This is a genomic window from Vibrio hangzhouensis (assembly GCF_900107935.1).
Taxonomy (GTDB): domain Bacteria; phylum Pseudomonadota; class Gammaproteobacteria; order Enterobacterales; family Vibrionaceae; genus Vibrio; species Vibrio hangzhouensis.
This window is the reverse complement of record NZ_FNVG01000015.1, coordinates 64,899-86,203: the sequence shown is the minus strand read 5'-3', so window position 1 is coordinate 86,203 and position 21,305 is coordinate 64,899. Positions and strand designations below refer to the sequence as shown.

Genomic DNA, 21,305 nt, shown 5'->3' with positions numbered 1-21,305 from the left:
TAATTCCTATGGGCCAGTCATTGGTATTGCCTCTACATGGTGATAACATCATTTGAATACCAAGAGACGGCACTACAAAACAGAATTAAGACAAGGAGAGACCATGTCTAACACAATGTCGGTATTTCTTAGCCAAGAAGCGGCGGCTCCACATTGGGGCGACAAAGCGATCATCTCATTTTCAGAGCAGGGCGCGACAATTCATTTAGGCGAAGGTCATGATTTAGGCGCTATCCAACGCGCTGCACGCAAGTTAGATTCACAAGGCATCTCTAATGCGACACTGGCGGGCGAAAGCTGGGATCTGGAATCGACCTGGGCTTTTTATCAAGGCTACCGCAACCCGAAAAAAAGCACCCAAGTGACACTTCCCGAGCTGAGCGAAGGTGACCAGCATGAGTTGCAGTCTCGCATTAAAGCCGCAGACTGGACTCGTGACATCATCAACAAAAGCGCAGAAGAAGTGGCACCTCGCCAACTGGCAACCATGGCGGCAGAGTTCATCAAGTCTACCGCACCAGAGCATGTCACTTACCGTATCGTAAAAGACAAGGACCTGTTAACAGAAGGTTGGGAAGGTATTTTTGCCGTAGGTCGTGGCTCTGAGCGTACTTCTGCGATGCTACAACTTGACTACAACCCAACAGGTGACGAAAACGCACCAGTGTTTGCTTGTCTGGTCGGTAAAGGTATCACGTTTGATTCTGGTGGTTACAGCCTGAAACCGTCGAACTTCATGTCGGCGATGAAAGCTGATATGGGCGGCGCTGGCACCATCACTGGTGGCTTAGGTCTGGCGATTATGAGGGGCCTGAATAAACGCGTTAAGCTAATTCTGTGCTGTGCTGAAAACATGGTGTCCGGTCGTGCACTCAAACTGGGCGATGTGATCACCTATAAGAACGGCAAAACCGTCGAAATCATGAATACCGACGCCGAAGGTCGCTTGGTTCTGGCGGATGGCCTCATCTACGCCAGTGAGCAAAACCCTGAGTTGATCATCGACTGCGCGACCTTAACCGGGGCAGCGAAGAATGCATTGGGTAATGACTATCACGCAGTGATGTCTTTTGATGACGAACTGACCCATCAGGCACTGACTAACGCAAATCAAGAGAAAGAAGGTCTGTGGCCTCTGCCTCTGGCTGACTTCCACCGTGGAATGTTGCCTTCCAATTTTGCAGATCTGTCGAATATTAGTAGCGGTGATTACTCACCGGGTGCCAGCACGGCGGCAGCGTTCCTGTCTTACTTTGTAGAAGACTACAAGAAAGGCTGGTTGCACTTCGATTGCGCCGGTACTTACCGTAAGTCAGCAACGGACAAGTGGTCGGCAGGTGCAACGGGTATGGGCGTTCGCACTCTGGCCCGATTACTTAATGAGCAAGCGCAGAATAAATAAAGACAACTATATAAATGAAATAAAAGGAACAACAATGGCCCTAGAAAGAACATTCTCTATCGTTAAGCCTGATGCAGTAGAACGTAACCTGATTGGCGAGATCTATCATCGCATTGAAAAAGCCGGACTGAAAATCATTGCGGCTAAGATGGTACATCTTACCGACGATCAGGCGAAAGGCTTTTATGCGGAGCATGAAGGTAAACCCTTCTTTGGTGCACTGCGTGAGTTTATGACTTCAGGCCCTATCATGGTTCAAGTCCTTGAAGGTGAAGATGCGATCAGCCGTTACCGTGAACTAATGGGGAAAACCAACCCTGAAGAAGCGGCCTGTGGCACGATTCGTGCTGATTATGCGCTTAGTATGCGTCATAACTCAGTACACGGTTCTGACAGCCCAGAGTCGGCAGCTCGCGAGATTGAGTTTTTCTTCCCTGAATCTGAAATTTGCCCACGCTAATTAACGATATTGCTCAACAAAAGGAGGCTTGGCCTCCTTTTTTATTCGCTGTCATTTGTATTGTACAAAAAATGTTCACTTAGAAATGAATACCTTAATATTTTAGGGTTTTGTGGCACTTGTTGTAGGCGTCTAAAGGCTGTACAATTCGCGCCCTTAACACCATTCACCGTCATCGAAGAGGCAACATGACCGTACAAAAAGTCAATCTACTCGATTTTGATCGCAAAGGTATGCGTAAATTTTTCCAAGAGGAACTTGGCGAAAAAGCCTTCCGTGCCGATCAGGTTATGAAGTGGATTTATCACTTTGGTTGTGACGACTTCGAGAAGATGACCAATATTAATAAGAAGCTACGTGAAAAGTTGATCCGTTTGGCTGAAATCAAAGCGCCGACGGTATCAGAAGCGCAGCATTCTTCTGACGGCACCATTAAATGGGCAATGCGTGTTGGTGATCAAGACGTTGAGACTGTATACATTCCAGATGACGATCGCGCCACTCTGTGTGTTTCATCGCAAGTGGGATGCGCTTTGGAATGCAAATTCTGCTCAACGGCACAGCAAGGGTTTAACCGTAATCTCAAAGTCTCCGAAATCATCGGTCAGGTTTGGCGTGCAGCACGAGAAATTGGCCTTGAGAAAGAGACGGGTCGTCGCCCGATCACTAACGTAGTGATGATGGGGATGGGTGAACCACTGCTTAACATGAAAAACCTGATGCCATCATTGGAAATCATGCTGGACGATCTTGGTTTTGGCTTGTCTAAGCGTCGCGTCACAGTGTCGACATCTGGCGTGGTTTCAGGCCTTGATCAGATGACAGGTCAGATCGATGTTGCGCTGGCTATTTCTTTGCACGCTCCAAATGATAAGCTACGTAGCGAAATCATGCCGATCAATGACCGCTGGGATATTGAAGACTTCCTGGCTTCGGTGCGCCGTTATATTGCCTCATCAAACGCAAACCGCGGCAAAGTAACGGTCGAGTATGTGCTTCTTGATCATGTCAATGATGATATGGACCATGCTCGTGAACTTGCCGAACTGCTTAAAGACACACCGGCAAAAATCAACTTGATTCCGTTTAACCCATATCCGGGTTCGCCATACAAAAAGCCGAGCAACTCGCGCATTGATCGCTTCATGAAAACGCTGATGCAGTACGACTATACGGTCACCGTACGTAAGACGCGTGGTGATGATATTGATGCTGCGTGTGGTCAGTTGGTGGGAGACGTCATCGATCGAACCAAGCGCACTAAGCAACTGGCGACACAAAAAGGTGAAGCGATACCGGTTAAAGCGCTGTAGTTGAACAGGATGGATAGAGAAGCCAAGTCATGACTTGGCTTTGTTGTATCTGACGTCTGACTCAGGCAAATATCTGATCTTGTCCACATTTTCCTGACAAATAGTTCAGTAAGCGTGGAACAAATATCGATTTGGTTAATCAAATATTACAAAACGTCGCCACTACTATATAGATAGTGTCAATTTTTAATCAAAATTGCCGCTATTTACGCCGTTTTACCTTTGTAGATTTCAACTCGCGGATAGAATCGACTATGATGGTCACTTCCATTCGTGGTCACGCAAAGATTGGTTCACAATCTAACGCGAAATTCATAATAAAATCGAGCACTTTGCAATCAATTGAAGTGCAGAAGTTGGCAATTTGGGACTATGCTGTTAAGACAGTTAGTGCGAACGATTTACCTTACTATTAGCGCCGGACACCGATAAATAAAACGAAGCAAGTGTGCCGCGTCATAGTTACAACCAGAAGATATTAATGATCAATGAGTATTGAGCAACATAACCCAACAGACAACACCGAAGACAAGTCAGAAGTCGTTCTAGCTGGCACCATTCTAAGAGAAAAGCGTGAGGCATTAGGGCTGACTCAGAAACAGATCGCCGATCGCCTGCGCCTACGTGTGGCCATCATTCAAAAAATCGAGTCAAACGAGTTTGATGGTGAGCAGGTTGCCACTTTCACTCGTGGTTATTTACGCTCATACGCTAAGGCCGTTGGTGTCGATGAGCACAAAGTATTGGGCGCCGTCGAACCTCACGGTCACGCTCACCATGATGAGCAACCGATGCAAAGTTTTTCTAAGAAAACGAATAAAGAGAAGCACGACAGCCGTATCATGAAGCTGACATGGGGCATCTTCATTGTGATCATCGGTATTTCTTCGGTGTGGTGGTTGCAAAATCAGCAAAAAGATACCTTATCTGAAATAGCAGAGACCAGTGATCCGGCGTTTCAGGTTGAAGAACCCGCTCCCGAAGATGGAGTGGTGGGTGCTGCGTTAACCATAGATGAAGCACCGACCAAGATACTGGATGTTTCTGAAGTCATCGAGCAACCACAACCTGAGGTTGCACCAGAGGAAGCGGAATCGCTGACATCGGACGCTGCGGATGAATCCGCAACAGAGTTGGAATCGGCACCCGTAGTAGCGGAAATCCCACAGCCAAAACCTGAACAGTCAAAAGCGGAAAATGGTTTGACGAATCTGACCATGACCTTTAACGGTGACTGCTGGATCCAGGTAAAAGACGCCAATGGTAAAACCGTGTCTACTGGCATCAAGAAGCAAGGTGAGAGTCTCAATCTTAATGGAAAAGCACCATTTAAGATCATTTTAGGGGCTCCAGAGAAGGTTTCTATGACATTTGCGAGTGAACCTGTCGACCTTTCTGGGTATACTTCAGGCAAAGTAGCTAGATTCACCTTACCTTAGATATCAATATGCATCACGAATCACCAATTAAACGTCGTCCATCTACGCGTATTTATGTGGGCGACGTACCTATCGGCGATGGCGCTCCCATTGCTGTACAATCTATGACGAACACTCGCACTACCGACGTAGCTGCGACGGTTGCTCAGATCAAAGCCCTTGAGAATGTTGGCGCAGACATAGTACGTGTTTCCGTACCGACGATGGATGCGGCAGAGGCATTCCGAGAAATCAAGAAACAAGTGTCTATCCCTTTGGTGGCAGACATCCACTTTGACTACCGCATTGCACTGAAAGTTGCCGAATACGGTGTTGACTGCTTACGCATTAACCCGGGCAATATCGGTAAAGAAGATCGCATCCGCTCGGTCGTGGATTGCGCGCGCGACAAAAATATTCCGATCCGTATAGGTGTCAATGGTGGTTCGCTGGAGAAAGACATCCAGATGAAATACGGTGAGCCAACGCCTGAGGCATTGGTCGAATCGGCGATGCGTCATGTGGATATTCTCGATCGTCTTAATTTTGATCAGTTCAAGGTCAGTGTTAAAGCGTCTGATGTGTTCTTGGCTGTCGACTCGTATCGATTGCTGGCGAAGAAAATCGATCAACCCTTGCATCTGGGTATTACCGAAGCTGGTGGTGCACGAGCGGGTGCTGTGAAGTCATCGGTCGGGCTGGGTATGCTTCTGGCAGAAGGTATTGGTGATACGCTACGAATTTCTCTGGCTGCTGACCCAGTTGAGGAAATCAAAGTGGGCTTTGATATCCTGAAATCTCTTCGTATTCGTTCTCGAGGTATCAACTTTATTGCCTGTCCAAGTTGCTCACGTCAGGAATTTGATGTGATTGGCACTGTAAACGCGCTAGAGCAGCGTCTTGAGGACATCATTACCCCAATGGATGTGTCTATCATCGGTTGTGTGGTAAATGGTCCGGGTGAGGCAGAAGTTTCACATCTAGGTCTTGCAGGCAGTAACAAGAAGAGCGCGTTCTATGAAGACGGCAAACGCCAGAAAGAACGTTTCGACAATGATGATCTTGTTAACCAGCTAGAAGCGAAGATCCGAGCGAAAGCTTCCATGCTCGATGAAGCAAATCGCATCGAAGTAAATCAAATAGCAGATAAATAATCTCAACGATATAACGGTATTAAACTGTGGCAAAAACAATTCAAGCAATTCGAGGCATGAACGACTGCCTCCCAACCCAGTCTCCACTTTGGCAAAAAGTAGAGAATACAGTGAAGCATGTTGTCAGCGCATACGGCTACAACGAAGTACGTATGCCAATCGTTGAGATGACACATCTATTTAGCCGCGCTATCGGTGAAGTGACCGATGTGGTTGAAAAAGAAATGTACACCTTCGAAGACCGCAATGGTGACAGTCTGACACTTCGTCCAGAAGGTACGGCGGGCTGTGTACGCGCGGGCATCGAAAATGGCCTGTTGTACAACCAAGAGCAGCGCCTGTGGTATATGGGACCAATGTTCCGTCATGAGCGTCCACAGAAAGGACGCTACCGTCAATTCCACCAATGCGGTGTGGAAGTGTTTGGTCTGAACGGCCCAGACGTTGACGCAGAACTTATCATGATGACTGCGCGCCTATGGCGTGAGCTGGGCATTTCTGAGCACGTACGCCTGGAGTTGAACTCTATCGGTTCATTAGAGGCACGTGCCAACTACCGTACCGCGCTGATTGCTCACCTGGAGCAGCATGTGGATGTGCTTGATGAAGACAGTAAACGTCGTATGCACACAAATCCACTGCGAGTACTGGACAGCAAAAATCCAGACGTTCAGGCGATCCTTGTTGATGCACCAGAACTTTCGGATTATCTGGACGAAGAATCTAAAGCGCATTTTGCAGGTCTTTGTGAACTTCTTGACGCGGCAGGCATCGAATATACCGTGAATCAGCGCCTTGTACGTGGTCTGGACTACTACAACCGCACCGTTTTCGAGTGGATCACTGAAAGCCTTGGGGCTCAGGGCACTGTATGTGGTGGTGGTCGCTATGATGGTCTGGTCGAGCAATTGGGCGGAAAAGCTACTCCAGCGGTAGGTTTCGCGATGGGTCTTGAGCGTCTGGTTCTGATGATGGAAACGCTGGAACTGACTGAAGTACGCCGCAGCGTAGACGTTTACGTCGTCACGGCTGGTGAAGGCACCATGATGGCAGGAATGAAGTTGGCTGAAAACTTACGTGAAGCGATTCCGGGTATTCGCGTGATGAGCCATTTCGGCGGCGGAAACTTCAAGAAACAATTCAAGCGCGCTGACAAAGTCGGAGCAGTATATGCTCTTGTGCTTGGCGAGAACGAAGTCGCTGAGAATACGGTTGTGGTCAAAGATTTGCAGGGCGGAGAGCAAGAAACTATTGCTCAAACTGAGTTAGCCGCTAAATTAGCAGATATTATTTAGTTTACAGGCTGAATGGGGTCGCGAGATAGCGAACCCATTCAGGTTAAGATTTCTTTTAAGAGGACAGGAAGTGGAACTCTACGATTCTGAAGAACAACAAGTAGAAGCGATCAAAGATTGGTGGAAGGAAAACGGCAAAGCCGTAGTTCTTGGTGTCGTTGTCGGCTTGGGCGGTTTGTTTGGTTGGCGCTACTATCAAGACTCAATCACTCAGGCACAAGAAGCCGCTTCTGAGCAATACACAAAAGCGATTGAATCGATTGCAGCAAAAGGCACTGATGCGAGTTCTGATGTACAGGCATTCATTGATTCAAGTAAAGAATCAGAGTACAGCGTGCTTGCTGCCCTTCAACTGGCTAAAGTTCAGGTCGAAGCGGGAGAGTTGGATAAGGCATTAGTGCAATTGCAATGGGCTCAGAGCAATACCAAAGATGCCGCAATTACTCCACTAATCACCTATCGCATTGCACGTCTGATGGCTGAAATGGGGAACAGTGACGGCGCACAAGCTGAGCTGAGCAAAATCAGTGATGAAGCATGGGCAGGTCGAGTGGCTGAGCTTCGCGGTGATATTGCGATCCGCGAAGGCAATCGTGATGCAGCCTATACCGCTTATACAGAAGCGCAGCAAGCGCAGGATGCTAGCCAGGGGCTACAAATCAAACTGGATGATCTTGCCAAGTAAGGGCTGAGCCGATGAACAGATTCGTAAAGAAAGTACTGCTTTCTATCTCGGTATTGGGAATACTAGCCGGTTGTTCTAGTGAAGAAGATACTGTGGTCATGGCGCCTTTACCTAAGGTACAAAGTGAGTTTACGCCTAATTCACTTTGGTCCTCCCGAATTGGTGATGGAGTAGGGCAGTTCTTTTCCAAACTGGCTCCGGTGTATGCGTATGACAACCTGTTTGTCGCAAGTCGAGACGGCGCAGTGAAAGCACTGGATCCTGAAACAGGTAATACGGTTTGGGAAGTAGATCTGCAAGGTGATACTTCTGCTCGACTTTCTGGTGGTATTGCCGCGGCCTATCAAAAACTCTATCTGGGCAGTGAGAACGGTGAAGTGATTGCCCTGGATGTGAAGACGGGTGAAGAAGTTTGGCGTACGAAAGTCAATGGTGAGGTGTTAGCCAACCCCGTTGCAGACGCCAGTCTTATCATGGTTCACACCAGTCAGGGGACTATGGTTGCCCTTGAACAGGCGAGTGGCGAAGAGCGTTGGACCATCAGCACAGATGTCCCAAACCTGACATTACGTGGTGACAGTGCACCTTCAACCGTTTCTGGTGGTGTTTTTTGGGGGACGGCGAATGGTCGTCTGGCAGCAGCAATTGTTGAGCGTGGCCAGTTGATTTGGCAGCAACCAGTAGGCACTCCGAAAGGAGCTACTGAAATCGACCGTCTGGTGGATGTCGATTCTTCGCCAATTATTCTTGGTGGTACCCTGTACACGGTTGGTTTTAACGGGCAATTAATCTCCATCGACCTTCGTTCAGGTAACCCAATCTGGAAGCGTAATTACTCATCAGCGACTGATATGGCAACCGACAACCGCAGTTTGTTTCTGGTTACAGACAAAGATCATGTTGTTGCTGTCGATGCTCGTAGTGGCACTGAGCTATGGGAAAATGACTTGTTGGAGAACCGCTTGTTGACGGCTCCGGTTATTGTTGATGGGTATTTAGTCGTCGGTGACAGTCTGGGCTATTTGCACTGGCTTGATCGTGAGACAGGCAACTTTGTCTCTCAACAGTTGACTAATGACAGCGGACTGTCCGTTGGGCCAACAATGGTGCCTGGCGGCTATGTCATTGTGAACCGTGATGGTGAGATAAAGAAACTGACCATTAACTAGAAAGCGTGATATAATTCACAAACGGCTCCTGGCTGATTTCAGTTAGGAGCCGTTTTATTGCTGCGAAGCAAAAGGATCTTTTCGAATTCGGACAGATGGATTAATTTGTAGTTATAGGAAAGCGTAGAATTTTTACCTATAACTACAATTAGAAGATAAGTGTAGAGGTTAATATGGTACCTGTTGTTGCCCTAGTTGGCCGCCCAAATGTGGGCAAGTCGACCCTGTTTAATAGATTAACGCGTACTCGCGATGCGCTTGTTGCGGATTTTCCGGGACTGACTCGTGACCGTAAATACGGTCAGGCTAAACTGGGTGAGCATGAATTTATTGTGATTGATACTGGCGGTATCGATGGCAGTGAAGAAGGTGTTGAAACAAAAATGGCTGAACAGTCGCTGGCAGCGATTGATGAAGCAGATGTTGTCCTGTTCCTGGTTGATGGCCGTGCTGGTTTAACGGTCTCTGATGAAGCGATTGCTCAGCATTTACGAAAAATCGACAAGCCAGCATTTCTGGTAGTCAACAAGGTTGATGGTATTGATGCTGACGCGGCGAGTTCCGAATTCTGGCAACTTGGTATGGACAACATGTATCAAATTGCAGCGGCTCATGGTCGTGGTGTCTCTGCACTTATTGATCGTGCACTTAACCCATTTGCGGAAAGCTTAGCTGAAAAAGACCAGATTGAAGATCTGACGGTATTCGAGGACGAAGAAGAGAAACTCGACTACACAGAAGAAGAAGCGGAAGCGGAATTCAAGCGCCTTCAGGATCAGCCTATCAAACTGGCGATTATCGGACGCCCAAATGTGGGTAAATCGACGCTTACGAACCGAATTCTGGGTGAAGAGCGTGTGGTGGTCTACGACATGCCTGGCACAACGCGAGATTCGATCTACATTCCGATGCAACGTGATGAACGCGAATACGTACTTATTGATACTGCAGGTGTCCGTCGTCGTAAACGTATCAATGAAACGGTCGAGAAGTTCTCCGTGGTCAAAACGTTGAAAGCGATCGAAGACGCTAACGTTGTTCTGCTTGTCATTGACGCGCGCGAAAACATTTCTGATCAGGATCTGAGCTTGTTAGGTTTTGCACTCAATGCAGGGCGTTCAATTGTCATCGCTGTGAACAAGTGGGATGGCTTGGATATGGATGTGAAAGAACACGTGAAGAAGGAACTGGACCGTCGTCTCGGTTTCGTTGATTTTGCGCGAATTCACTTCATCTCTGCGCTTCATGGCACCGGTGTTGGTCACCTGTTCGAATCCGTTCAGGAAGCGTATAAGTCGGCAACAACCCGAGTGGGTACATCAGTACTGACACGCATCATGAAAATGGCGACGGAAGATCACCAACCACCTATGGTTCGTGGACGTCGCGTGAAACTGAAGTATGCCCACGCTGGTGGTTATAACCCACCTATCGTGGTGGTCCACGGCAACCTGGTTAATGAGTTACCAGATTCGTACAAACGTTATCTGATGAACTACTATCGCCGCTCATTAGAAATTATGGGTACGCCGATTCGTATCAACTTCCAGAGCAGCGACAACCCATTTGAAGGCAAAACAAGCAAGATGACATTATCTCAGGAGCGTAAACGCAAGCGCCTAATGAGCATGATGAAAGGTCGCCCTAAGAAATAAGCGACTCAGTGAACAAAGATACGCCCCCTGATTTCAGTGGGCGTTTTTTATTGTAAGGAACCGGTTCAATGGTAGCGCCAAGCAAAGTACTTTTTTGCCATCAAACATGGCAACTGGAAACCACCATTCAGTTTGTTGATACACACCAGAATTTTTGTGATGTGGTTGTCGACAGCACGCCTTTTCACCCTGTAAGTCACATTTGGCCCGATCATCCGGCGGATAAGGGCACGTTAGCGACCCGAACGCAACAGTATGAGGTCAACGAGTGTCTGGTTGGAGCAATTGAACTATCGTCAATGACCCTATATGTCGACAAAGCGATTCCGGTCAAGCGGGATGCAGAAGGCTGGGTATTTGTGGTGGTGCATCGTCTGGCGCGTGAAGCTGAATTAGCGATAGGCCAAACGGTTCTGTTGACGGTGGATAAACCTTATCAACAGAGTTTGAGTCGTGGTCACAGTGCGGGTCATATTGCGTCTCTTGCGCTCAACAAAGTTTTGGCAGAATCATATTGGCGCAAAGATGCTGATCGTAGAGACGGGTTGGGAAGCTACGACTTCAACAGTTATGCTCAGGAACTGAGTGTTGTCTCTGCTGAGTGCTGTTTCGATCGCTACCGTCTGGGTAAAACGTTGAAGAAAAGAGGCTTAAATACGGCCGATGTGCTAGCGAACCTCAATGATATCGAATCGAGAGTCAATCAGCAGCTTGCTCAATGGCTAGCCATGCCAACAGACGTTGAAATGAAACTGGAAGGGCCATACCTGACCAGTTCACGCTACTGGCAATGTCAGTTGGACGGTGTCAACGTGGTAATGCCATGCGGTGGAACGCACATCAACAGTACTGCTGAAGTATCGGCTATGAGGGTCGAGTTACAGGCCATTGAATCCATGTATATCGAAATGCATACCCATGTAATCGACCAATAACGAATTTGATCTTTTTATTAAATGCTGTTTAGCTTTAATAAAGTCTTTAGTTTGGTGTTTTATTTTGTTTTAAATCCAAATGCAGAATATGTAACTTATGCTTTCGGTATGTGGTTATATAAATGTTCTTTTTGATGCAGATCGCTGATCAGAGTCGATTAAGGCGAAGATCTAGCAAAGATCCGAATGTGAAGCTTGTGGGCACCGAGTAAGATCCAACATACGACTAAATAGTAAACTGGTCAATAGATCATCTTGCCGTATGGTATGCTAAGATAGCGGCGTAACGCATACCAAATAATAATGAAAACAGTGCGGAAGTATGAATAAAGAATTGCTGCTAGATGCTCATAAGGGCATGAACATATTGCTGAAAGAACTTGCGTTGGGGCTGCCCAAGCCGCAACTCGATGTGCGTATTACCAAGCTCGCAGAGCGTCTATTCAAAGATAAAAAAGCGTCGATCCTGACTTTAGACAGGAACACTCAACGGCTTCACTGCACTTCAGCGCCAAACCTCCCCGACGATTACAATAAAGCTATTGATGGGTTGAGCATCGGTACTGATGTCGGATCCTGTGGTGCCGCGGCGTACCATAAACGTACCGTCATCGTGGATGACGTCACATGCCACCCCAACTGGCTTCCTTACTTAGAGTACGCGACGAAAGCTGATATTCGTGCATGCTGGTCTGTTCCTGTGGTGTCCACTCAGGAACAAGTGCTTGGCACATTTGCGCTCTACAGTTCGACACCTTCACAACCTCACCCTCTAGAGATGGAAATGTTAGAATCCATCGCCGCCGTCTACTCCGTTGCATTAGAAAAATATGCTTTAGAACAAAAGCTTACCTATCAGGCACAAGTTGATCCCCTGACTCAGTGCCTAAATCGACGTGCGCTGTTAGATCGGGTTAAGCAGAACAACTGCTTTGACGGCAATTATCTGGGCTGTTTCTTTATTGATATTGATAAGTTTAAGCAGGTCAATGATGTATATGGACACCAATTTGGCGATAAGGTACTGATTGCTGTGGCGCAAAAGCTCAAAGCCCAGTTGCCCGATGAAGCCTTGTTAGGCCGTTATGGTGGTGATGAATTTATCGCGTTTAGCTGTTTTCCTAGCGAAGAAGATGCCCGCACGTTTTACGAAACCTTGCAGTCCGAGCTAAATCAGCCTGTCGCGATGGAAAATACCAATATTGCCGTTAGCGTGGGTTTTGCAACCAAAGCGTGTTGCTCTGAGACGCCGATGGATCACTTGATTCGTGCTGCTGACAGTGAGATGTATAAAGTGAAGCGCAAAGCCAAACTGGACGCTATGCTTTCGGGCGGTGAGTAAACACCGTGGATACTATCAGTAGCATCACATAGAAGAACGCGATAAACTGTCCATATTAATAGTTGCTAATATAGGTGTAGTATGAGCCAGTCTGAGAATCAGTGTCCGTCTTGTCAGATAGAACTCGGTTGGGATGGTCAATATGTGTGTAGCGAGTGTAAAGAGCACTTCAACAAAGTGGGTTACTGTCCGGAATGCGCTGCGCAACTCGAAAAACTGCAGGCTTGCGGAGCTACCAATTATTTCTGCAATTGCTGTAACGAACTCAAGTCAAAATCCAGAATTCGATTTGAATTCGTTAAGCCTTCTCAATCATGATGTCTGGGTTCTGACTACCGTCGAGACAATAATACCTTGCTCTACCTGAGTGGTCAGTTCAGTGCCCGGCATCACACTGTCGGCCTGCGTGACCACCTTGCCCTGAGCGTCCTGAGTGATCGAGTATCCGCGTTTTAGTGTCGCTAGGGGACTCACTGTATCAAGTTTGCTGATCTGAAGTGCAAACTGGTGCTCGGCGCTGTTCAGTTGACGCTGCATCGCTTGTTTCAGTCTACTTTCGGCCCGTTGCAAGCGATGGCTCTGTTCAGACAAGCGTTTTTCCGGAGATAACAAGGCCAGGCGGTTCTGTTTGTTATTTAAACGCAGAGCTTCTTGCGCCAAGCGCTGCTTCATTGCTGCGGTCAGTCGATATTCACATTCATCAAGTAATTGACTCTGGCGTTGTAATTGATGTTTTGGATGGTGACTGTTGAGTGTCTGTACCAGCGTAATTAGGGATTGCTTTTGCTTAGTGAGGTAATAGCGCAACGCATTTCGCAGACGCTGATCGCGACTTTGCAAAGACTCGCGTTTATGGGCGCTGTCATTGCTGACCAATTCAGCAGCCGCACTTGGGGTTGGCGCTCTCACATCCGCAACATAGTCCGCGATTGTCACGTCAATCTCATGACCGACTGCACTGATTATCGGGATCTGGCTCGCTGCCATAGTGCGGGCGACAATTTCGTGGTTGAAACACCAGAGATCTTCCAGTGAACCGCCACCGCGTCCTACGATCAGAACATCACATTCATTACGACTGTTGGCCCGGCCGATAGCCTGAGCGATTTCAATCGCTGCCGCTTCGCCCTGAACCGTTGTCGGGTAGACTACGACAGGTAGAGTAGGATCGCGACGTTTAAGTACATCCAGAATATCGAATAATGCCGCACCAGTTTTCGAGGTAATGATACCGACGCGTTTTGGGTGTTGCGGTAGTGGCTTTTTCAGTGACTGCGAGAATAATCCCTCAGCCGCCAGCGACATTTTTAGTTTCTCAAACTCTTGTTGCAGCCTGCCATCACCTTCAGGTTGCATCGACTCAATGATCAGTTGATAGTCACCACGTGGTTCATATAAAGATAAGCGCGCTTTAACCAATACTTGGTTACCATTGACTGGTTTAAAGGTGACACGGCGATTGTTACCACGGAACATCGCGCACTTTACCTGGGCACGAGAATCTTTAAGGGTGAGATACCAGTGACCAGACACCGGAGCGGAAAAGTTGGATATTTCTCCCACGAGCCAGACGATGCCCATTTCATTTTCCAGCAACAGACGAACTTCGGAATTCAGACGAGAAACCGTGTAAATATTCTGATTATTGGTAGAAGAATTAGACGTTGATCGCGGGGATAGGGACACAGCTAATCTCAAAGGCGTGGGTATGGAAATTAGCGGCAATATAATACATATCAAGGGGGTAATTGCAAATAAAAAATAGAAAAATGTGTAGCCAAGCGATTTCGTCGGGCGTATAATCCCACCGCAATATCTAATCCAAATCACCTTATTATGCGAAACGATAAGGGCGGATTATCCTTTAAACTCCTCTATTGTGAGATATTGCAAATGCTAAGAATTGCCAAAGAAGCGCTGACGTTCGATGATGTACTACTCGTTCCAGCTCACTCCACCGTTCTCCCAAACACAGCTGATCTTCGCACTCGGCTGACCAAGAATATCACTCTGAATATTCCAATGATCTCTGCGTCTATGGACACAGTGACGGAAGCGCGTCTTGCGATCGCGCTAGCCCAAGAAGGTGGCATTGGCTTTATCCACAAGAACATGTCTATCGAGCAGCAAGCTGAGCAGGTTCGTCTAGTTAAAATCTTTGAAGCAGGTGTTGTGACTAACCCGGTAACGGTTAGCCCAGATGCATCAATCGCTGATGTGGTTGCGTTGGCGGACAAGCACGGCTTTGCAGGTTTCCCTGTTGTTGCACAAAACAACGAGCTCGTTGGCATCATCACCGGCCGTGATGTTCGCTTTGTTACTGACTTAACAAAGAAAGTAGAATCAGTAATGACGCCAAAAGAGCGTTTGGCGTCAGTTAAAGAAGGTGCTTCTCGTGAAGAAGTACAAGAAGAGATGCACCGCGCACGTGTTGAGAAAGTACTGGTTGTTAACGACGAGTTCCAACTAACCGGCATGATCACTGCGAAAGATTTCCACAAAGCAGAACGTAAGCCTAACGCATGTAAAGATGCACAAGGTCGCCTACGTGTTGGTGCTGCGGTAGGTGCGGGCGCAGGTAACGAAGAGCGTGTTAAAGCGCTGGTTGAAGCGGGTGTTGACGTTCTACTTATCGACTCTTCACACGGTCACTCTGAAGGTGTGCTGTCTCGTATCCGCGAAACTCGCGAAGCATACCCAGATCTAGATATCATCGGTGGTAACGTAGCAACAGCTGCTGGTGCTAAAGCACTGATTGAAGCTGGCGTAAGCGCAGTGAAAGTAGGTATCGGCCCTGGTTCTATCTGTACCACGCGCATCGTAACTGGTGTTGGTGTGCCTCAGGTGACGGCAATCGCTGACGCTGCGGCTGTTGCCAATGAATATGACATTCCAGTTATCGCTGATGGCGGTATCCGTTTCTCTGGCGACATTTGTAAAGCTATCGTTGCTGGCGCATCTTGTGTCATGGTTGGTTCAATGTTTGCCGGTACTGAAGAAGCACCGGGTGAAGTGATTCTATATCAAGGTCGTTCTTACAAAGCTTACCGTGGTATGGGTTCTCTTGGCGCAATGTCTCAAGGTTCTTCAGACCGTTACTTCCAGTCTGATAACGCCGCGGATAAGTTGGTACCAGAAGGTATTGAAGGCCGTATCGCTTATAAGGGTCGCCTAAAAGAAATCGTTCACCAACAAATGGGTGGTCTTCGTTCAAGCATGGGTCTTACTGGCTCTGCTACGATCGAAGACATGCGTACCAAGGCAGAGTTTGTTCGCATCTCAGGTGCGGGTCTAAACGAGTCTCACGTACACGATGTTCAAATCACCAAGGAAGCACCTAATTACCGTTTAGGTTAATAGGTATATCGTAGCGATATCAATCCTACGTAAACGTTTGCTTTTTTCCTTGAAGCAAAGATAAGAGGCGGGTAAACTCGCCTCCGTTTCCAACACTTAGCTGATAAGATTGCCCAAAATGACGAAAAATATTCATGACCAACGAATTCTGATCCTAGACTTCGGTTCTCAATACACGCAGCTAGTAGCACGTCGTGTTCGCGAAATCGGTGTTTACTGTGAACTATGGAGCTGGGACGTAGAAGAAGCGGATATTCGTGAATTCAACCCAGACGGTATCATCCTATCTGGTGGTCCAGAGAGCGTTACGGAAGACAACTCTCCACGCGCTCCTCAGTACGTGTTTGATTCAGGCGTACCAGTGCTTGGTGTGTGCTACGGCATGCAAACTATGGCGGAGCAACTTGGTGGTCGTGTCGCAGGATCGAACGAGCGCGAATTTGGCTACGCACAAGTTAAAGTTTCTGGCGAATCTGCCATCTTCAAAGATCTTGAAGAGACTCAAGATGTTTGGATGAGCCACGGCGACAAAGTTGTTGAAATCCCAGCAGACTTCGTAAAAGTTGGTGAAACGGATACCTGTCCGTACGCAGCAATGGCAAACGAAGAAAAGAAATACTACGGTGTTCAGTTCCACCCAGAAGTTACTCATACTAAACAGGGCTTACAGATGCTTGAGAACTTTGTTCTTGGTGTATGTGGCTGTGAGCGTCTGTGGACGCCTGGTTCTATCATCGAAGACGCGGTTGCTCGCATTAAAGAGCAAGTGGGCGATGATGAAGTGATTCTAGGTCTATCTGGTGGTGTTGACTCATCAGTAGTAGCGATGTTGGTTCACCGCGCTATCGGTGACAAACTGACTTGTGTATTCGTAGACAACGGCCTACTTCGTCTGAATGAAGGTCAGCAAGTAATGGATATGTTTGGCGACAAGTTCGGCCTGAACATCATCAAAGTAGACGCAGAAGAGCGTTTCCTTGCAGCACTTGAAGGCAAGTCTGATCCAGAAGAGAAGCGTAAGACTATCGGTCATGTGTTCGTAGACGTATTCGACGAAGAGTCGAAGAAGCTAGAGAATGCGAAGTGGCTAGCGCAGGGTACTATTTACCCAGACGTTATCGAATCAGCAGCATCGAAAACAGGTAAAGCACACGTCATCAAGTCTCACCACAACGTGGGTGGTCTTCCTGATGATATGGAAATGGGTCTTGTTGAGCCGCTACGCGAGCTATTTAAAGACGAAGTACGTAAGATCGGTCTAGAGCTAGGTCTTCCATACAATATGCTTTATCGTCATCCGTTCCCAGGTCCAGGTCTGGGTGTTCGTGTACTTGGCGAAATCAAGAAAGAGTACTGTGATCTACTGCGTCGTGCTGATGCTATCTTCATTGAAGAGCTACACAATGCAGACCTTTACCACAAAGTGTCTCAGGCGTTCACGGTATTCCTACCAGTTCGCTCTGTAGGTGTTATGGGCGATGGCCGTAAATACGATTGGGTCGTTTCTCTGCGTGCGGTTGAGACTATCGACTTCATGACGGCTCACTGGGCGCACCTGCCATATGACTTCCTGGGTAAAGTATCCAACCGTATCATCAACGAAGTAGATGGTATCTCTCGCGTGGTTTACGATATTTCTGGTAAGCCACCAGCGACGATCGAATGGGAATAACCCTGATTTCATTTGAATAAAAAAAACCGGCATTTGCCGGTTTTTTTATGCGTGTAGGTTTATATATTCAATTGCTAAATCTTAGATTGCAAATAATAGATCTGCTCAGTATCACAAATTTCGATTAAAATTTTTCTATAACTTTTACCACTTATTTTGAAGTAAGGCTCTTTTACATGTCGAACAAACTCGCTAACCCGGCGCCACTTGGCCTAATGGGCTTTGGTATGACAACCATTCTACTGAACATCCACAATGCTGGATTTTTTCCTATTGATTCAATGATTCTGGCGATGGGGATTTTTTACGGCGGTCTGAGCCAGGTGTTTGTAGGCATGATGTGCTTTAAGCGAGGCGACACATTTGGTACCACGGCTTTCACTTCTTATGGTCTGTTCTGGCTGACGCTGGTGGGTATTATCGTGATGCCATATATGGGCCTACCGGCAAGCCCGGCGAAATTTATGGGTTGGTACCTATTGCTCTGGGGAGTGTTTACTGGCTTTATGTTCATCGGTTCACTTTGCTATCCAGTTGCAAAGCAGGTGGTATTTGGCTCTTTGACAGTTTTGTTTTTCCTGTTAGCTGCACGTGATTTCTTCGGCAGTGAACTGATTGGTACGATTGCTGGCTTTGAAGGTATCTTCTGCGGCGCGAGTGCGATTTACTTTGCGATGGCTCAGGTACTGAATAACGAGTACGGGCGCACAATTTTGCCAATCGGTGAGAAGAGAACACCAGAAATGACCGCTCAGGAAATTCCGGCATAATTTTGATTTCATTCATTCGGGAACAGTGAATGTAAAAAAGGGTAGCGCTGGCTACCCTTTTCTTTATCTATCTCGTCTCAGTTACTGAGAGGGTTGAGTTTCACCGGTGACTGTGATGGTTTCTTCACTTTTCGGTTTCTCTCCTTGGCGACGCTTATAGCGTTCTTCCCAATAATCAGCCCCTTGGATGCCCAATGCGACAGGGTTGAATGTGTAGTCTTTCACACCCTGTTGCTGCTGACGTTCATAGTCTTTAAGAGCCACTATCGCTGGCTTAGCCATGAAGAAGATGATGATGATGCCAACAATATTCAGCCACGCCATCAAGCCAACGCCCACATCACCCATTGCCCACGCCAGGTTTGCCGTTTTTACCGTACCGTAGAATACCGATGTAATCAGAACCAGTTTAAGGAAGAACATCAGTCCACTTAGCTTAAATGTGCGACGAATATAAGCGATGTTGGTTTCTGCTATGTAGTAGTAAGCAAGAATAGTGGTGAATGAAAAGAAGAACAGTGCAAACGCAATAAACAGTTTACCTACGCCAGGCATCGTACTTTCAATGGCGAGCTGGGTAAACGCCGGACCATTTGCGCCCACAGTTTCTGCCAGGTTTTGTACCAGGAATGCACCTTCACCTGCACCGTGAACGTTGTACGCACCAGTGATAAGGATCATAAAGGCCGTTGCAGAGCACACTAGCAGCGTATCGATATAGATAGAGAAAGACTGCACCAGACCTTGCTGTGCTGGGTGGTCAACGTTTGCTGCTGCCGCTGCATGTGGACCTGTGCCTTGACCCGCTTCATTCGAGTAAACACCACGTTTCACACCCCAGCCAATTGCCGCGCCAAAGCCCGCCATAGGGGTAAAGGCATCGCCGATGATCATACCTACGATACGTGGTACTTCGCCAATGTTCAGCAGAATAATAACGAAAGCAATGATGATGTAGGCTAGTGCCATAAAAGGAACCACGATCTGAGTGAAGTTCGCGATACGTTTTACGCCACCAAAGATGATGAACGCCAGAATGACAGAGATGACTGCACCAGTGAAAATTTTGGCAAAACTGATGGTACCGATGGCAGTATCGATCATCGCGCCAGTTCCGAATGCAGTTTCGACCGCATTACCGATACTGTTCGATTGAACGCCTGGCAGTAACACACCACAAGCGAAAATCGTCGCAATGGCAAAGATCCATGCGTACCATTTTTGCCCCATGGCTTTTTCAATATAGTAAGCAGGACCACCACGGAACTCGCCGCGATCTTCTTCTTTATAAATTTGAGCCAGAGTTGACTCTATGTATGCGGTGGCTGCGCCAAAAAACGCTACGGTCCACATCCAGAATACGGCACCAGGGCCACCAAAACCGATCGCTGCTGCCACACCGGCGATGTTACCTGTACCTACACGGCCAGACAGTGAGACTGCCAGAGCCTGAAACGATGAAATCCCTTTTTCTGAACTTTTCCCCGACAGTAGCAAGCGCCACATTTCAAAGAAATGACGAACTTGAACAAAGCGAGTAAGGACAGAATAAAAAAGGCCTGCACCAAGACATAAATAAATCAGAGCGGGACTCCAGATAATCCCGTTTAAAAAATCAACCAAAGACTGCATAGTTCTTCCCTGTAGAGCTGGGGTAGCTTTTGAAACTCAGCGACTGATGTTCTGATTGCTCAAAAGCTATTGTTGATACTCATCCTGCCTCAATCGTCCTTGCTTGCACGAAAAGCATGAAACAGGTGAGCGCGATGTGTTTGATTCTATAAAACACCTCGCGAATCCTACCTAACTTTGTTGCTAATGTTAAGTTCGGATGTAAATATTGTGTTAACACGTGATATCTGGCACAAAATTCTATATGCGGCTTGTGAGTGTGATATTTGTTTGTTAATTGGACTAAAGTAAGATTAAAAAAATACGTCCTCGATAGGGCGATATTGGCTTAAGCCGCGTCTAAGCCCTGTTGCCAGAAGGCGATTTCCATTCGTGTGGCGGTTTTAAACGCCTGTTTGACTTCTTGGGCTCGCTGGCTGTGAATATCGATGTCAACCAGCAAGGTGTTTAAACGATTAATACTGGTATTTACCCCGGATTGAAACTCCTCACCGCCGTAGAGTTCGATCCAACTGCGGTAAGGATTTCCTTCTAGCTGAGTCTCAGGGTGCTCAGCCAGCGTTTTGCCTATCTCCGCATAACCGATAGAGCATGGGGCCAGAGCCGTATACAGATCAACCAGTTCTCCGGTCATGCCCGCGTCCAACACATATCGTGTGTAGGCCACTGTACCAAAATCTTCTTCCTCACCTTCCATATCGGATTCTGTGATCCCCCATTGATTGCAGTGAGTGACATGATGGGCAATTTCGCTATTTAGCAGCGCGGCAACGTTAGGAACCGCTTCGCGCATCTGAGTCAGTGTCTTAGCTTTATATATTGCCAGTGCGTAGGCTCTGCCATATTGCTTGAGGAACAGAAAGTCTTGCTTCAGATAATGCAAGTAGGCCCGCTGACTCAGGCTGCCATTTGCTAGTTGCTGGACGAAGTCGTGTTCAGTATACGCCTGCCATTCGGGCAGACAGGCGTTAATCAAATCCTGATGATTCATAGAAGTTCCTATAGTGCGGGGACAAACGTCTCACAGGTGGTTTGAGACAATACGA

The 21,305-nt window shown here is 47.4% G+C and carries 18 protein-coding genes; 15 read left to right on the top strand and 3 right to left on the bottom strand.

Going from position 1 to position 21,305, the window contains the following annotated elements; genetic code table 11:
- The first annotated feature begins 103 nt into the window (after positions 1 to 103).
- The 12 genes from pepB to C4S60_RS15170 all read left to right on the top strand — a co-directional run bounded on the left by pepB (position 104) and on the right by C4S60_RS15170 (position 13,146).
- Positions 104 to 1,402 (top strand): aminopeptidase PepB, encoded by a 1,299-nt coding sequence (gene pepB / locus C4S60_RS15225; protein WP_103881213.1) that lies wholly within the window; start codon positions 104 to 106, stop codon positions 1,400 to 1,402.
- Between the two features lie 34 nt (positions 1,403 to 1,436).
- Positions 1,437 to 1,862 (top strand): nucleoside-diphosphate kinase, encoded by a 426-nt coding sequence (gene ndk, locus C4S60_RS15220; RefSeq protein WP_103881212.1) that lies wholly within the window; start codon positions 1,437 to 1,439, stop codon positions 1,860 to 1,862.
- 188 nt (positions 1,863 to 2,050) lie between these two features.
- Positions 2,051 to 3,175: a dual-specificity RNA methyltransferase RlmN gene (rlmN, locus tag C4S60_RS15215; RefSeq protein ID WP_103881211.1), complete on the top strand. Its 1,125-nt coding sequence runs from the start codon at positions 2,051 to 2,053 to the stop codon at positions 3,173 to 3,175.
- A gap of 488 nt (positions 3,176 to 3,663) precedes the next feature.
- The gene (gene rodZ, locus C4S60_RS15210) at positions 3,664 to 4,614 is read left to right on the top strand and encodes a cytoskeleton protein RodZ (protein ID WP_103881210.1); all 951 of its coding nucleotides are present in this window, start codon (positions 3,664 to 3,666) and stop codon (positions 4,612 to 4,614) included.
- A gap of 8 nt (positions 4,615 to 4,622) precedes the next feature.
- The gene (ispG, locus tag C4S60_RS15205) at positions 4,623 to 5,747 is read left to right on the top strand and encodes a flavodoxin-dependent (E)-4-hydroxy-3-methylbut-2-enyl-diphosphate synthase (protein WP_103881209.1); all 1,125 of its coding nucleotides are present in this window, start codon (positions 4,623 to 4,625) and stop codon (positions 5,745 to 5,747) included.
- A gap of 26 nt (positions 5,748 to 5,773) precedes the next feature.
- Positions 5,774 to 7,042, top strand: coding sequence for a histidine--tRNA ligase (hisS, locus tag C4S60_RS15200; protein WP_103881208.1), 1,269 nt, complete (start codon positions 5,774 to 5,776; stop codon positions 7,040 to 7,042).
- 70 nt (positions 7,043 to 7,112) lie between these two features.
- A complete protein-coding gene (locus C4S60_RS15195) occupies positions 7,113 to 7,727 on the top strand; it encodes a YfgM family protein (RefSeq protein ID WP_103881207.1) in 615 nt (204 codons plus the stop codon).
- A gap of 11 nt (positions 7,728 to 7,738) precedes the next feature.
- Entirely contained in the window at positions 7,739 to 8,896 is a 1,158-nt protein-coding gene (gene bamB / locus C4S60_RS15190) for an outer membrane protein assembly factor BamB (RefSeq protein WP_103881206.1), read from the top strand.
- 173 nt (positions 8,897 to 9,069) lie between these two features.
- Complete coding sequence (gene der, locus C4S60_RS15185) at positions 9,070 to 10,551, top strand: ribosome biogenesis GTPase Der (RefSeq protein WP_103881205.1); 1,482 nt, start codon at positions 9,070 to 9,072, stop codon at positions 10,549 to 10,551.
- 68 nt (positions 10,552 to 10,619) lie between these two features.
- Entirely contained in the window at positions 10,620 to 11,486 is an 867-nt protein-coding gene (locus tag C4S60_RS15180; protein ID WP_103881204.1) for an alanyl-tRNA editing protein, read from the top strand.
- Positions 11,487 to 11,808: 322 nt separating this feature from the next.
- Entirely contained in the window at positions 11,809 to 12,828 is a 1,020-nt protein-coding gene (locus C4S60_RS15175; RefSeq protein WP_103881203.1) for a sensor domain-containing diguanylate cyclase, read from the top strand.
- 81 nt (positions 12,829 to 12,909) lie between these two features.
- On the top strand, positions 12,910 to 13,146 hold the full coding sequence (locus C4S60_RS15170; RefSeq protein ID WP_103881202.1) for a zinc ribbon domain-containing protein: 237 nt from the start codon (positions 12,910 to 12,912) through the stop codon (positions 13,144 to 13,146).
- Here the strand turns inward: C4S60_RS15170 and xseA are convergent.
- Positions 13,141 to 14,514 (bottom strand): exodeoxyribonuclease VII large subunit, encoded by a 1,374-nt coding sequence (gene xseA / locus C4S60_RS15165; protein ID WP_425275136.1) that lies wholly within the window; start codon positions 14,512 to 14,514, stop codon positions 13,141 to 13,143. The genes C4S60_RS15170 and xseA overlap by 6 nt on opposite strands.
- Before the next feature lie 207 nt (positions 14,515 to 14,721).
- Here xseA and guaB point away from each other — a divergent pair, with 207 nt between their 5' ends.
- The 3 genes from guaB to C4S60_RS15150 all read left to right on the top strand — a co-directional run bounded on the left by guaB (position 14,722) and on the right by C4S60_RS15150 (position 18,627).
- The gene (gene guaB, locus C4S60_RS15160; RefSeq protein WP_103881201.1) at positions 14,722 to 16,185 is read left to right on the top strand and encodes an IMP dehydrogenase; all 1,464 of its coding nucleotides are present in this window, start codon (positions 14,722 to 14,724) and stop codon (positions 16,183 to 16,185) included.
- 118 nt (positions 16,186 to 16,303) lie between these two features.
- Positions 16,304 to 17,857: a glutamine-hydrolyzing GMP synthase gene (guaA, locus tag C4S60_RS15155; protein ID WP_103881200.1), complete on the top strand. Its 1,554-nt coding sequence runs from the start codon at positions 16,304 to 16,306 to the stop codon at positions 17,855 to 17,857.
- 176 nt (positions 17,858 to 18,033) lie between these two features.
- On the top strand, positions 18,034 to 18,627 hold the full coding sequence (locus C4S60_RS15150) for an acetate uptake transporter (RefSeq protein ID WP_103881199.1): 594 nt from the start codon (positions 18,034 to 18,036) through the stop codon (positions 18,625 to 18,627).
- Positions 18,628 to 18,708: 81 nt separating this feature from the next.
- Here the strand turns inward: C4S60_RS15150 and C4S60_RS15145 are convergent, their stop codons facing one another.
- Entirely contained in the window at positions 18,709 to 20,259 is a 1,551-nt protein-coding gene (locus C4S60_RS15145; RefSeq protein ID WP_103881198.1) for an alanine/glycine:cation symporter family protein, read from the bottom strand.
- Between the two features lie 328 nt (positions 20,260 to 20,587).
- A complete protein-coding gene (tenA, locus tag C4S60_RS15140; RefSeq protein WP_103881197.1) occupies positions 20,588 to 21,250 on the bottom strand; it encodes a thiaminase II in 663 nt (220 codons plus the stop codon).
- Between the last annotated feature and the right edge of the window lie 55 nt (positions 21,251 to 21,305).